9 protein-coding genes, 2 tRNA genes and 3 rRNA genes are annotated in these 14839 nt (G+C 38.9%); 3 read left to right on the top strand and 11 right to left on the bottom strand.

Features of this window, described 5'->3' with window-relative positions; all coding sequences use genetic code 11:
- The first annotated feature begins 10 nt into the window (after window positions 1–10).
- Genes leuC through ilvA form a run of 3 tightly spaced genes read left to right on the top strand, consistent with a single transcriptional unit; the run spans window position 11 to window position 3257 of the window.
- A complete protein-coding gene (gene leuC / locus PYW44_RS04420) occupies window positions 11–1381 on the top strand; it encodes a 3-isopropylmalate dehydratase large subunit (protein WP_021339954.1) in 1371 nt (456 codons plus the stop codon).
- A 1-nt stretch (window position 1382) separates the two neighbouring features.
- Window positions 1383–1958 carry a 3-isopropylmalate dehydratase small subunit gene (leuD, locus tag PYW44_RS04415; protein ID WP_002507118.1) on the top strand — a complete coding sequence of 192 codons (576 nt, stop codon included), beginning with the start codon at window positions 1383–1385 and terminating at the stop codon, window positions 1956–1958.
- A 30-nt stretch (window positions 1959–1988) separates the two neighbouring features.
- Window positions 1989–3257 carry a threonine ammonia-lyase IlvA gene (gene ilvA, locus PYW44_RS04410; RefSeq protein ID WP_021339953.1) on the top strand — a complete coding sequence of 423 codons (1269 nt, stop codon included), beginning with the start codon at window positions 1989–1991 and terminating at the stop codon, window positions 3255–3257.
- A 507-nt stretch (window positions 3258–3764) separates the two neighbouring features.
- Here the strand turns inward: ilvA and rrf are convergent.
- The 11 genes from rrf to PYW44_RS04355 all read right to left on the bottom strand — a co-directional run bounded on the left by rrf (window position 3765) and on the right by PYW44_RS04355 (window position 14816).
- A 5S ribosomal RNA gene (gene rrf / locus PYW44_RS04405) occupies window positions 3765–3879 on the bottom strand.
- A gap of 81 nt (window positions 3880–3960) precedes the next feature.
- Window positions 3961–6884, bottom strand: a 23S ribosomal RNA gene (locus PYW44_RS04400).
- A 288-nt stretch (window positions 6885–7172) separates the two neighbouring features.
- A 16S ribosomal RNA gene (locus tag PYW44_RS04395) occupies window positions 7173–8725 on the bottom strand.
- Together the 16S, 23S and 5S rRNA genes with 2 tRNA genes alongside form the textbook arrangement of a ribosomal RNA operon.
- Window positions 8726–8866: 141 nt before the next feature.
- A tRNA-Gly gene (locus PYW44_RS04390) sits at window positions 8867–8940 on the bottom strand.
- Window positions 8941–8966: 26 nt separating this feature from the next.
- Window positions 8967–9049, bottom strand: a tRNA-Leu gene (locus PYW44_RS04385).
- A gap of 354 nt (window positions 9050–9403) precedes the next feature.
- The gene (locus PYW44_RS04380) at window positions 9404–9862 is read right to left on the bottom strand and encodes a SprT family protein (RefSeq protein ID WP_021339952.1); all 459 of its coding nucleotides are present in this window, start codon (window positions 9860–9862) and stop codon (window positions 9404–9406) included.
- Window positions 9855–12005 carry a Tex family protein gene (locus PYW44_RS04375; protein ID WP_071562670.1) on the bottom strand — a complete coding sequence of 717 codons (2151 nt, stop codon included), beginning with the start codon at window positions 12003–12005 and terminating at the stop codon, window positions 9855–9857. Before PYW44_RS04375 ends, PYW44_RS04380 begins: the two co-directional genes overlap by 8 nt.
- Window positions 12006–12179: 174 nt before the next feature.
- Window positions 12180–12950 (bottom strand): RNA polymerase sigma factor SigB, encoded by a 771-nt coding sequence (gene sigB / locus PYW44_RS04370; protein WP_002507114.1) that lies wholly within the window; start codon window positions 12948–12950, stop codon window positions 12180–12182.
- On the bottom strand, window positions 12925–13407 hold the full coding sequence (rsbW, locus tag PYW44_RS04365; RefSeq protein WP_002507113.1) for an anti-sigma B factor RsbW: 483 nt from the start codon (window positions 13405–13407) through the stop codon (window positions 12925–12927). Before rsbW ends, sigB begins: the two co-directional genes overlap by 26 nt.
- A gap of 1 nt (window position 13408) precedes the next feature.
- Entirely contained in the window at window positions 13409–13735 is a 327-nt protein-coding gene (locus PYW44_RS04360) for an anti-sigma factor antagonist (RefSeq protein ID WP_002511417.1), read from the bottom strand.
- A gap of 79 nt (window positions 13736–13814) precedes the next feature.
- Entirely contained in the window at window positions 13815–14816 is a 1002-nt protein-coding gene (locus tag PYW44_RS04355; RefSeq protein WP_002507111.1) for a SpoIIE family protein phosphatase, read from the bottom strand.
- Between the last annotated feature and the right edge of the window lie 23 nt (window positions 14817–14839).

The following is a 14839-nucleotide window of genomic DNA, read 5'->3' as shown; positions in this document are numbered from 1 at the left end:
GAGATGTCATATGGGTAAAACACTATTTGATAAAGTTTGGAATAAACATGTCTTGACTGGTAAAGAAGGTGACCCACAGTTATTATATATAGATTTGCATCTTATACACGAAGTCACATCTCCTCAAGCATTTGAAGGTCTGAGACTCCAAAACAGACAATTGCGTAGACCAGACTTAACATATGCAACACTTGATCATAACGTACCAACCGTAGATATCTTTAATATCAAAGATGAAATCGCAAACAAGCAAATTACTACATTGCAAAATAATGCTAAAGAATTCGGTGTCCATATATTTGATATGGGTTCTGATGAACAAGGTATTGTGCATATGGTAGGTCCTGAAACAGGTTTAACCCAGCCAGGTAAAACAATTGTTTGTGGTGATTCTCATACTGCTACACATGGTGCTTTCGGAGCAATTGCTTTTGGTATTGGTACAAGTGAAGTAGAGCATGTATTTGCTACACAATCGCTATGGCAAACTAAACCTAAAAATCTAAAAATTGATGTAACAGGCAAATTGCCGACTGGTGTATATGCCAAAGATATTATCTTACATTTGATTAGTCAGTATGGCGTTGATTTTGGGACAGGTTATGCTCTAGAATTTTCTGGAGAAGCGATTCGTAGTTTGAGTATGGAAGCTAGAATGACAATTTGTAACATGGCAATTGAAGCTGGTGCTAAATATGGCATGATGGAGCCAGATGAAACAACATTTGAATATGTTAAAGGCCGTCCATACGCAACAAACTTTGATAATTCTGTTGATGAATGGCGCGAACTCTACACAGATGACGATGCCGAATTTGATAGAGTCATTGAAATGGATGTCTCAGATTTAGAACCTCAAGTGACTTGGGGAACTAGTCCTGAAATGGGAGTGAGTTTTAGCACACCTTTCCCAGAAATAGAAGATGTTAATGACGAACGTGCATATAATTATATGGATTTAAAACCTGGTCAAAAAGCTGAGGATATTGATTTGGGTTATGTCTTCTTAGGTTCTTGTACAAATGCTCGTCTTTCAGATTTAGTTGAAGCGAGTCATATTGTTAAAGGAAATCAAGTCCACCCTAATATTACAGCAATCGTTGTTCCAGGTTCTCGTACAGTTAAGAAAGAAGCAGAAAAAATAGGACTAGATAAAATTTTTAAAGAAGCAGGTTTTGATTGGAGAGAGCCCGGTTGCTCAATGTGTTTAGGTATGAATCCAGACCAAGTACCTAATGGTGTTCATTGTGCTTCGACAAGTAATCGTAACTTTGAAGGTCGCCAAGGTAAAGGTGCAAGAACACACCTTGTTTCTCCTGCTATGGCAGCAGCCGCAGCAATTAATGGTAAATTTGTAGATGTTAGAAAGGTGGTTGTATAATATGGAAATCAAACCAATCACTACGTATACAGGTAAAGTCGTACCATTATTTCATGACAATATCGATACCGATCAAATTATACCTAAAGTCCATTTAAAACGTATTTCAAAATCAGGATTTGGACCATTTGCTTTCGATGAATGGCGTTATTTAGATGACGGATCTGATAATCCAGACTTCAATCCAAATAAACCAGAATATAAAGATGCATCGATTTTAATTACTGGAGATAATTTCGGATGTGGCTCAAGTCGTGAACATGCTGCTTGGGCGATTAAAGACTACGGTTTTGACATAATTATTGCTGGCAGTTACAGTGATATATTCTATATGAACTGTACTAAAAATGCGATGTTACCTATTGTATTAGATGAAGAAGCGAGAAAACATTTAGCACAATCAGAATCGATCACAGTAGATTTACCAAATCAAACTGTTTCTTCTCCAGACAAAATATTTACTTTTGATATCGATGAAACTTGGAAAAACAAACTCGTAAAAGGACTTGATGATGTTGCAGTAACATTGCAATATGAAGATGAGATTAAATCTTACGAAAGAGCAAAAAATTTTTAAAGATACTAAACTAACAAAGGTGTGAAACATATGACTGTAAAAACAACTGTTTCTTCAAAAGATATCGATGAAGCTTACTTACAAATAAAAGATACTGTTAAAGAGACTCCATTACAAAAGGATCATTATTTATCACTTAAATATGACTGTAATGTATATTTAAAAAGAGAAGACCTACAATGGGTCAGATCTTTTAAACTTAGAGGCGCTTACAACGCAATTGTAGCCTTAAATAAAGAAGACAGAGAAATGGGCATCACATGTGCAAGTGCAGGCAACCATGCACAAGGTGTGGCTTATACTGCTAATAAATTACACTTAGATGCAGTTATCTTTATGCCTGTCACTACCCCACTTCAAAAGATTAACCAAGTTAAATTCTTTGGTGGACAAAATGTCGAAGTCATTCTTACAGGTGATACTTTTGATGATTGTTTAAAAGAAGCGCTCGGTTATACAGAAGATAACAAAATGAATTTCATTGATCCTTTTAACAATATCTATACTATTGCAGGGCAAGGTACACTTGCTAAAGAAATCATTGATCAATCTCAAGAAGAAAATATACAATTTGATTATTTATTTGCCGCAATTGGAGGCGGAGGTTTAATTTCTGGTGTTGGTACGTACTTCAAGGAAAATTCACCTCAAACATCTATTGTTGGCGTAGAACCTGCTGGCGCAAGCAGTATGTATACATCAGTTGTTTTAGAAAATCAAATCGTAACATTACCTGACATTGATAAGTTTGTTGACGGTGCTTCAGTTGCAAGAGTTGGTCAGATAACATATGACATCTCTAAAAAAGTTGTTGATGATTATGTTCAAGTACATGAAGGTGCTGTATGTTCAACCATTTTGGATATGTACTCTAAACAGGCCATTATCGCAGAACCTGCTGGTGCATTAAGTATTACCGCTTTAGATAATTATCAAGCAGAAATCAAAGGTAAAACAGTTGTTTGTGTTGTGAGTGGTGGTAATAATGATATTAACCGCATGAAAGAAATTGAAGAGCGTTCATTACTTTTCGAAGAAATGAAACATTACTTCATTTTAAACTTTCCCCAACGTCCCGGCGCTTTAAGAGAATTTGTAAATGATGTACTTGGACCTAAAGACGATATTACTAAATTCGAGTACCTAAAAAAATCATCTCAAAACACCGGTACAGTTATCATAGGCATTCAATTAAATAACCATAAAGATTTGAATAACTTGAAAAAGAATGTAAATGAGTTCGATGCTTCAAATATTTACATTAACGAAAATAAAATGCTTTATTCACTTCTTATTTAAAAGCTTAGCTATTGCGCTAAGCTTTTTTTAATGAACTACTTCTCAAAATCATTGGGATTAGTAGTTCTTACACATGAGCTTCAGCTTATGTGCTCATGGCTTAAACCAGATTTTTTTGGAAGTTAAGCTCCTTTTGCACATAAAAAAAGAGACCCTTTCGGGTCCCTAATTGCCTGGCAACGTCATACTCTTGCGGAACGTAAGTCGGCTACCATCGACGCTAAGAAGCTTTAAAGCACTACTTTCTTGCCTGCAAGATTAGTAGTGCTTATGCAAGAGCCACAGCTCTTGTAAACACTTAATATTTCCCTCACTCACTTACCGCTTGTAAGCTCGTCTCGTCTTTCACTCAGTTCGTCAGCTTCTAAAGAACTACTTCTCAAAATCATTGGGATTAGTAGTTCTTACACATGAGCTTCAGCTTATGTGCTCATGGCTTAAACCAGATTTTTTGGAAGTTAAGCTCCTTTTGCGCATAAAAAAAGAGACCCTTTCGGGTCCCTAATTGCCTGGCAACGTCCTACTCTTGCGGAACGTAAGTCCGACTACCATCGGCGCTAAGGAGCTTAACTACTGTGTTCGGCATGGGAACAGGTGTGACCTCCTTGCCATTGTCACCAGACAATGAACTGTATAAAAAATTATACATTCAAAACTAGATAGTAAGTAAAATTTGATAATGCCAAACAAAACACTTTTAAATTTGATTAAGTCTTCGATCGATTAGTATTCGTCAGCTCCACATATCGCTATGCTTCCACCTCGAACCTATTAACCTCATCATCTTTGAGGGATCTTATAACCGAAGTTGGGAAATCTCATCTTGAGGGGGGCTTCATGCTTAGATGCTTTCAGCACTTATCCCGTCCATACATAGCTACCCAGCGATGCCGTTGGCACGACAACTGGTACACCAGAGGTATGTCCATCCCGGTCCTCTCGTACTAAGGACAGCTCCTCTCAAATTTCCTGCGCCCACGACGGATAGGGACCGAACTGTCTCACGACGTTCTGAACCCAGCTCGCGTACCGCTTTAATGGGCGAACAGCCCAACCCTTGGGACCGACTACAGCCCCAGGATGCGATGAGCCGACATCGAGGTGCCAAACCTCCCCGTCGATGTGAACTCTTGGGGGAGATAAGCCTGTTATCCCCGGGGTAGCTTTTATCCGTTGAGCGATGGCCCTTCCATGCGGAACCACCGGATCACTAAGTCCGTCTTTCGACCCTGCTCGACTTGTAAGTCTCGCAGTCAAGCTTCCTTATGCCTTTACACTCTATGAATGATTTCCAACCATTCTGAGGAAACCTTTGAGCGCCTCCGTTACTCTTTAGGAGGCGACCGCCCCAGTCAAACTGTCCATCTGACACTGTCTCCCACCATGATAAATGGTGCGGGTTAGAAATCCAACACAGCAAGGGTAGTATCCCACCAACGCCTCGACGTAAGCTGGCGCTCACGTTTCAAAGGCTCCTACCTATCCTGTACAAGTTGTACCGAATTTCAATATCAGACTACAGTAAAGCTCCACGGGGTCTTTCCGTCCTGTCGCGGGTAACCTGCATCTTCACAGGTACTATGATTTCACCGAGTCTCTCGTTGAGACAGTGCCCAAATCGTTACGCCTTTCGTGCGGGTCGGAACTTACCCGACAAGGAATTTCGCTACCTTAGGACCGTTATAGTTACGGCCGCCGTTTACTGGGGCTTCGATTCGTAGCTTCGCCGAAGCTAACCACTCCTCTTAACCTTCCAGCACCGGGCAGGCGTCAGCCCCTATACATCACCTTACGGTTTAGCAGAGACCTGTGTTTTTGATAAACAGTCGCTTGGGCCTATTCACTGCGGCTCTCCTGGGCGTTAACCCTAAAGAGCACCCCTTCTCCCGAAGTTACGGGGTCATTTTGCCGAGTTCCTTAACGAGAGTTCGCTCGCTCACCTTAGAATTCTCATCTTGACTACCTGTGTCGGTTTGCGGTACGGGCACCAAAATTCTAGCTAGAGGCTTTTCTTGGCAGTGTGAAATCAACGACTCGAGGAAACAATTTCCTCTCCCCATCACAACTTGACCTTAAGAGTGCCGGATTTGCCTAACACTCAGTCTCATTGCTTGGACGTACAATCCAATAGTACGCTTCGCCTATCCTACTGCGTCCCCCCATCGCTTAAAACGAAATTTGGTGGTACAGGAATATCAACCTGTTATCCATCGCCTACGCCTATCGGCCTCAGCTTAGGACCCGACTAACCCAGAGCGGACGAGCCTTCCTCTGGAAACCTTAGTCAATCGGTGGACGGGATTCTCACCCGTCTTTCGCTACTCACACCGGCATTCTCACTTCTAAGCGCTCCACATGTCCTTGCGATCATGCTTCAACGCCCTTAGAACGCTCTCCTACCACTGTCCTTACGGACAATCCACAGCTTCGGTAATATGTTTAGCCCCGGTACATTTTCGGCGCAGTGTCACTCGACTAGTGAGCTATTACGCACTCTTTAAATGATGGCTGCTTCTAAGCCAACATACTAGTTGTCTGGGCAACGCCACATCCTTTTCCACTTAACATATATTTTGGGACCTTAGCTGGTGGTCTGGGCTGTTTCCCTTTCGAACACGGACCTTATCACCCGCGTTCTAACTCCTAAGATAAAATTGATTGGCATTCGGAGTTTGTCTGAATTCGGTAACCCGATAAGGGCCCCTCGTCCAAACAGTGCTCTACCTCCAATAATCATTACTTAAGGCTAGCCCTAAAGCTATTTCGGAGAGAACCAGCTATCTCCAGGTTCGATTGGAATTTCTCCGCTACCCACAACTCATCCGCTCACTTTTCAACGTAAGTCGGTTCGGCCCTCCATTCAGTGTTACCTGAACTTCAGCCTGGTCATGGGTAGATCACCTGGTTTCGGGTCTACGACCAAATACTCAACGCCCTATTCAGACTCGCTTTCGCTACGGCTCCACATTAACTGCTTAACCTTGCATCAAATCGTAACTCGCCGGTTCATTCTACAAAAGGCACGCCATCACCCATTAACGGGCTCTGACTACTTGTAAGCACACGGTTTCAAGTTCTATTTCACTCCCCTTCCGGGGTACTTTTCACCTTTCCCTCACGGTACTGGTTCACTATCGGTCACTAGAGAGTATTTAGCCTTGGGAGATGGTCCTCCCGGATTCCGACGGAATTTCTCGTGTTCCGTCGTACTCAGGATCCACTCAAGAGTGAACAAACTTTCGACTACAGGATTATTACCTTCTTTGATTCATCTTTCCAGATGATTCGTCTAATTTGTTCTTTTGTAACTCCGTATAGAGTGTCCTACAACCCCAACAAGCAAGCTCGTTGGTTTGGGCTCTTCCCGTTTCGCTCGCCGCTACTCAGGGAATCGATTTTTCTTTCTCTTCCTGCGGGTACTAAGATGTTTCAGTTCCCCGCGTCTGCCTTCAGATATGCTATGTATTCACATATCGATAACACGACATAACTCGTGTTGGGTTTCCCCATTCGGAAATCTCTGGATCAAAGCTTACTTACAGCTCCCCAAAGCATATCGTCGTTAGTAACGTCCTTCGTAGGCTTCTAGTGCCAAGGCATCCACCGTGCGCCCTTAATAACTTAATCTTTTCGACCTTCAACACGATAAAATCGGTTGAAAACCTAAAATGTTATTAATCTGTGAGTGTTCTTTCGAACACTAGCGATTATTTCTATTTTTTTGAATTCAAGCTTTTTAAGACTCTAATTCACTCGGTTTTGCTTGGTAAAATCATAAATTTTACTTACATATCTAGTTTTCAATGTACAAAATAACGCAATGAATACTCGTAATGAGCATTCAAAACTGAATGCAATATGTCAATGTCATTCCTCTTCATCTTCTCAAGGAAGATGTTCCGAATATATCCTTAGAAAGGAGGTGATCCAGCCGCACCTTCCGATACGGCTACCTTGTTACGACTTCACCCCAATCATTTGTCCCACCTTCGACGGCTAGCTCCATAAATGGTTACTACACCGGCTTCGGGTGTTACAAACTCTCGTGGTGTGACGGGCGGTGTGTACAAGACCCGGGAACGTATTCACCGTAGCATGCTGATCTACGATTACTAGCGATTCCAGCTTCATGTAGTCGAGTTGCAGACTACAATCCGAACTGAGAACAACTTTATGGGATTTGCATGACCTCGCGGTTTAGCTGCCCTTTGTATTGTCCATTGTAGCACGTGTGTAGCCCAAATCATAAGGGGCATGATGATTTGACGTCATCCCCACCTTCCTCCGGTTTGTCACCGGCAGTCAACCTAGAGTGCCCAACTAAATGCTGGCAACTAAGTTTAAGGGTTGCGCTCGTTGCGGGACTTAACCCAACATCTCACGACACGAGCTGACGACAACCATGCACCACCTGTCACTTTGTCCCCCGAAAGGGAAGGCTCTATCTCTAGAGTTTTCAAAGGATGTCAAGATTTGGTAAGGTTCTTCGCGTTGCTTCGAATTAAACCACATGCTCCACCGCTTGTGCGGGTCCCCGTCAATTCCTTTGAGTTTCAACCTTGCGGTCGTACTCCCCAGGCGGAGTGCTTAATGCGTTAGCTGCAGCACTAAGGGGCGGAAACCCCCTAACACTTAGCACTCATCGTTTACGGCGTGGACTACCAGGGTATCTAATCCTGTTTGATCCCCACGCTTTCGCACATCAGCGTCAGTTACAGACCAGAAAGTCGCCTTCGCCACTGGTGTTCCTCCATATCTCTGCGCATTTCACCGCTACACATGGAATTCCACTTTCCTCTTCTGTACTCAAGTTTCCCAGTTTCCAATGACCCTCCACGGTTGAGCCGTGGGCTTTCACATCAGACTTAAGAAACCGCCTACGCGCGCTTTACGCCCAATAATTCCGGATAACGCTTGCCACCTACGTATTACCGCGGCTGCTGGCACGTAGTTAGCCGTGGCTTTCTGATTAGGTACCGTCAAGATGTGCACAGTTACTTACACATTTGTTCTTCCCTAATAACAGAGTTTTACGATCCGAAAACCTTCATCACTCACGCGGCGTTGCTCCGTCAGACTTTCGTCCATTGCGGAAGATTCCCTACTGCTGCCTCCCGTAGGAGTCTGGACCGTGTCTCAGTTCCAGTGTGGCCGATCACCCTCTCAGGTCGGCTACGTATCGTTGCCTTGGTAAGCCGTTACCTTACCAACTAGCTAATACGGCGCGGGTCCATCTATAAGTGATAGCAAAACCATCTTTTACTTTAGAACCATGCGGTTCCAAATGTTATCCGGCATTAGCTCCGGTTTCCCGAAGTTATTCCAGTCTTATAGGTAGGTTACCCACGTGTTACTCACCCGTCCGCCGCTAACTTCAAAGGAGCAAGCTCCTTATCCGTTCGCTCGACTTGCATGTATTAGGCACGCCGCCAGCGTTCATCCTGAGCCAGGATCAAACTCTCCATAAATGAATTATGATGTTTGATTAGCTCATAAAATACTAATTTGTGTGTTATCTCTAACACGTTTGAACCAACAATTTAATGTTGTGTTCGGAATTAACGTTGACATATTGCAATTCAGTTTTCAATGTTCATTAATGTTTCTATTGGAGCGGGTGATGGGAATCGAACCCACAACATCAGCTTGGAAGGCTGAGGTTTTACCATTAAACTACACCCGCATTTTATTTATATGTAATATTTTTGATGCGGCCAAGAGGATTTGAACCTCCACGGGATTTCTCCCACTAGGCCCTCAACCTAGCGCGTCTGCCGTTCCGCCACGGCCGCTCGCAAAACGGTTTGTTTATCAAGTTAACATTGTATATTGTAATATACCTTTAATGTTTTGTCAACACGTTTTTAAAGTTAATTTAATAAAATTAATAGTTGCTTAACTCAATTGCCTATTAATTTCGCAACGTTTATTATCTTATAATATAATCGACTCATCGTCAACAGAAAAAGCAAACAAAAATGAGTAAAATGATCTAGTTATAAGTTGGATTTAACTATTGATGTTAAAATACACATTAAAATTCACCTAAATAGACCTTTATTACTTAAATTCCATCTATATTTTAATTCAAAATAAAAAGGGCGAGCTAAAACTAATCGTTTTAGCTCGCCTTTTTATAACAACTACTATGATTGCACAATGTCATGTTGAACCAATTTACCTTTACAATGTCCACACATCATTTTTGTCGTGTTAACTTTTCGTATCCTCGGAAATTGAGCACCGCATGTATTACATTTATAAATATACTTTGCTCGGTCTTCATATTTTTCTACAGCTGAACAGAACCTTGGAGCACCTGTTAACTTACTCAACGCTTTAAAATCCTTATCCTTATGTTGATACCCCTTTCCTTGTATGTGCAAATGATAATGACATAATTCATGTTTAATAATATCTTGAACTGCTTTTTCACCAAATTTAGTATACTGCTTATCATTAATTTCAATATTATGAGTTTGTAATAAGTAGCGACCGCCTGTTGTTTTTAAGCGTTTATTAAAATAAGCTTTATGCTTAAATGAGCGCTTAAAGTGCGTTTCAGATATAGTTTCTGTCAATCTTTGAAGGGTTTCATTATCCATGTGGATCAATCATAGTTAATGATACCTTACCTTTTTTATCATCAATATCAAGTATCCAAACATCTACTATATCTCCAACGCTAACAATATCCATTGGATTCTTCACAAACTTCTTAGATAGTTTAGATACATGTACAAGTCCATCTTGTTTAACTCCGATGTCTACAAAAGCACCAAAATCTACAACATTTCTAACTGTACCACTTAACTTCATATTTTTTGCTAAGTCTTCGATTGATAAAACATCTGATTTTAGAATAGGCGTTTCAAATTCATCACGAGGATCTCTATTTGGAGCAATCAACGATTTTAAAATATCTTCTAATGTCGGTTGACCTATATTCAATTTCTCAGCCATTTCCGCAATGTTTAAGTGATTTAATGCTGATTTCAAATCTTCTGTGCCAAGATCTTCAGCTTTCATATTGATTTCATTTAATAATTGATACGTTGCTCTGTAGCTCTCAGGGTGAATCGAAGTATTATCTAATGGTTCGCTACCATCGACAATTCTTAAAAACCCAATACTTTGCTCAAATGTTTTAGCGCCTAAACGCTTAACTTTCGCAATATCTTTGTTATGTTTGATTGCTCCGTTTTCTTCACGATAGTTAATTATGTTTTGTGCAATCGTTGGTGATAGACCAGAAACGTATTGGAGTAGTGAGCGTGAAGCAGTATTAACATCCACACCTACTTGGTTTACTGCTGTTTCAACCACAAATGTTAACGCCGCTTCAAGTGCTTTCTGATTAACATCATGCTGATATTGACCTACACCTATTGATTTAGGGTCGATTTTAACAAGTTCACTCAATGGATCTTGCACTCTTCTACCAATTGAAACTGCACTACGTTCTTCAACTTGGAAATCTGGGAATTCTGTTCTAGCGACTTCTGATGCAGAATATACTGACGCACCCGCTTCATTCACAATAATGAATTGCACCTTCAAATGATGTTCTTGAATCATAGATGCTACAAATTGTTCAGTTTCGCGACTAGCTGTCCCGTTACCTATTGCTATCAGTTCTACGTCATAATCTTTTACAAATTTAACGAATATTTTCTCAGCATCTGCTTTTTTATTAATTGGAGGATGCGGATACATCACGCCTTTTGCAACAAATGTACCGAAAGGATTAATAACTGCAAGTTTGCAACCTGTTCTAAATGCTGGATCTACCCCAAGTATTTGTTTACCTTTCAATGGTGGTTGTAACAATAAATTCCTTAAATTTTCACTAAAGACATCAATAGCATGGTTTTCAGCTTTTTCTGTTAGATCTCCTCTTATTTCTCTTTCGATAGAAGGCATAATTAATCTTTTTAAGCTATCTTTAATGGCATCTTCAATTATATAATCACCCTCATGATTTGTAGTTATTTCATTTTTGCGAATGAAGTTTTCAATGCCTTGTGTATCCATTTCTAATTTTACTGATAATACTTTTTCTTTTTCTCCACGGTTCACAGCTAAGACTCTATGGTTAGCAATTTTTTTCACTGGTTCGCTGTAATCATAATACATTGAAAATATTTCTTTTTCGTCTTCAGCATTCTTTTTCTTTTGTGTAATGATATTGCCATGTTGAAAAGTATCTTTAAGGATTTTAGTTCTATATTTAGGTGCATCCGAAACTAATTCTGCAATGATATCTTGTGCTCCTTTTATAGCAGCTTCAATAGTTTCTATTTCTTCGTTTAAAAATTGTTGCGCTTTGTTTTCGATTGTTGTGTCTAAGTTAGATTGCTTTAGCCATTTTGCAAATGGTTCTAAGCCTTTTCTCTTTGCTTCCGTTGCTCTCGTTTTCTTTTTTTGTTTAAATGGTCTATATAAATCTTCAACACGTTGGAGTTTTGTTTGTTTTAAAATATCACTTTTTAAGTCTGTTGTTAATAAACCTTGTTCTTCTATATTATGTATAACTTCTTCTTTTCTTTTTTGAAGGTTAACCATATATTGATATTCATCATCTATTTGTTTAATTTCTACTTCATCTAATCCACCTGTTTGCTCTTTTCTATAGCGCGCTATAAAAGGTACTGTATTTTTATCCTCTAGGAGTGATAACACTGAATTAATTTGTTTTGTTGTGAAATTGTATTTCTCTCTTATAGATTGTATTAGATTACTATCCATAGAATCCTCCGCTCATTTATTTCTTTTTTATTTTACTTCCTTTAACATTTTAACATATTTAATAGTAACCACTGTTCAAAACATCATGCTTTAATTAAAGTGATGCAACTAGTATAAAAATTAAAATAAGGCAGCTCCCTAATTTATAGGAATGCTGCCTTATATTTTATTCAATCATTGATTAGCGGCTTCTTGTAATTTCTTGATTGCTGTTCTTTGCAATCTTGAAACATGCATTTGGCTTAACCCAATTCTTTCTCCAGTTTCTTTTTGGCTTAAACCTTCAATAAATGTACATTGAATAATCTGTCTTTCTCTTTCATTTAATATTGGTAAAATTCTTTCTAATATCATACGTTTTTCAGTTAAATCATAATTGTCATCTTGTTGACCCATAATATCTAATAAAGTAACTGTAGAACCATCTTTGTCTGCTTCAATCGAATGGTCAACGCTTAACGCATTATAACTTTGACCCATTTCCATTGCTTCTAACACATCTTCTTCGTTTACTTCAAGACGATCCGCTATTTCTGCAATCGAAGGAGAACGTTCTAACTCATTCGTTAATTCATCAGTCACTTTTTTGATGCGAGGTCCAATCTCTTTGATTCTTCTTGGTACATGGACACTCCATGTTTTATCACGTAAATAACGTTTAATCTCACCAATGACCGTTGGTACTAAAAAGGCTTCGAACTTTCTATCAAAGGATAAGTCAAATCGGTTTATTGCACCAATCAAACCAACCATACCAACCTGAACGAGGTCTTCGTGATGAGATTGACCTTTTGAATATTTATATGCCAATGATTCGATTAACTTTCTATAATGTCTTACGAGTTTATCTTGAGCATCTTTATTTTCGTCATTTTGATGCTGCGTTATCCATTGGTTAATTTGTTCAGGTGATACATCATTAACTGATTTCGACTCTTTCGCCATTATTTCGCACCTGCTCTTTTTTAATATACTTTATCATACTGATTGTTACGCCTGATTGTTTATCAACTGTAACTTCATCCATTAAAGATTCAATTAAAAACAGACCAAGACCGCCTTCTCTTAGGAAATCTATGTTTTCGTTTTCTTTATATGGCCCTAATTGTGCTTTTGTCTCTTCATAATCGAAACTTTCACCTTGATCTGAAATTACAATCTTGATTTTATCATCGAAAATTTCAAAGCATAGATTAATCATTCCCACATCTTCTGGGTCATCTTTATATGCATGTTTTACTGCATTCGTTACTGCTTCGCTCACTGCAATCTTCGCATCTTCAATGTCGTCATATGAAGCACCTGCACGTGAAAAAACGCCTGACAGTGTTAAACGTATCAAACTCACATACTCTGCAGATGCTGGCAAACGCATTTCTATATAATCTTGTTTAAGTTGCATGTTATTCGACCTCCGTTCCTTCATTAACATGCATCAAATCTTTTAATCCTGTTATATCAAATAGTCGACTTATTCGATCTGAAACACCTAATATATATAATTCTTTATCATGTTGGTTTAACGCTTTTAATGTACCTACGAATACGCCTAATCCTGTTGAATCCATGTAACTCACATTTTCTAAATTTACATGTAAATCATGAGTTCCTTCTTGTCTCATCGGCACTAAAACTTCTTCTAATTCTGGAACAGTATAAACGTCCAGTTCTCCGCCAACTTTAACCTCGTAATGAGTATCATGTGTTACTGTTTCGATATTAAGATTCATAACATTACACTCCTAATTATAGTCTCGTAATAACTTCCATACCCTTAAATTAAATAACTTAACCTTAATTATGCTAAAACTAATTAACTCTTTTTATAATTAGAATTGTTAAATCATCTCTTTTGTCAGGATTTTGTATTTTCAAAATCGCTTCATATAGAAGTTGAACGATATCTTGTGGATGCATGTGCTTATACTTGTGAATCATCGTTAAAAGATGCTTTTTGTCTAAGAAATCTCCTGCTTCATTTCTAACTTCTGTAACGCCATCTGTAAATATAATAACTAAGTCATCTAAATATACAGGGATTTCTTGTTGTTTATATCTCGTTTGCTCGCTGACACCTAACACTCTGCCTCTAACGCTGATTTCTTCAAATTCTTCAGTCTCTGCTCTATATACATATCCTGGTTCGTGTCCAGCAGAGCTACAATATAACAAATGGTTTAACTCTTCATATAGTCCGTAAAACATTGTTACAAACATATTCTGATTAACGTTTTTTTCTACTACTCGATTGAGACGCTTTAAACCGTCACTCGGAAGTTGAGAATGACCATAAGAGTCCATACCAAATTTTATCATACTCATTGCAAGCGCAGCTGGTATACCTTTACCTATAACGTCTGCCACTGCAAAACTCATCGTGCCATCTTTATGATCTATTAAGTTAAAATAGTCACCACTTACTTTTTGCGCTGCTACTGATATAACACCGATTTGTATGCTATCAAATTGAGGAATATCCGTTTTAAGCATTGTTTGCTGTAAACGAGAGGCTAAATCAATCTCTTTATCATGATATTGTAGACGGTTTACTAATTGTTGATAATCTCTATAACTATACCCAAACCCTCTTACTACTTCTTTAAGCACATTAAAAGTTTCTAAAATTTGAGTTTCATTTAAATTTAAAACTCTGACATAATCTCTATGAATTTCAACTATATCTTCTGGTAATAAATCTCTTTTTATCACTTCATCGGTAAAGCTTTCACACTTTTTCTTTAGATCCGTAGCATCTAAAGTGTGTAAACTTTCGTCAATTAGCGCTTTATATTGATTTTTGAATTCTTCCATGTAGTAATTCCTCCTAAAAATAC

The organism is Staphylococcus equorum, from assembly GCF_029024965.1.
Taxonomy (GTDB): domain Bacteria; phylum Bacillota; class Bacilli; order Staphylococcales; family Staphylococcaceae; genus Staphylococcus; species Staphylococcus equorum.
The sequence above is the reverse complement of the archived record's forward strand: the minus strand, read 5'-3'. Positions and strand labels throughout refer to the sequence as shown.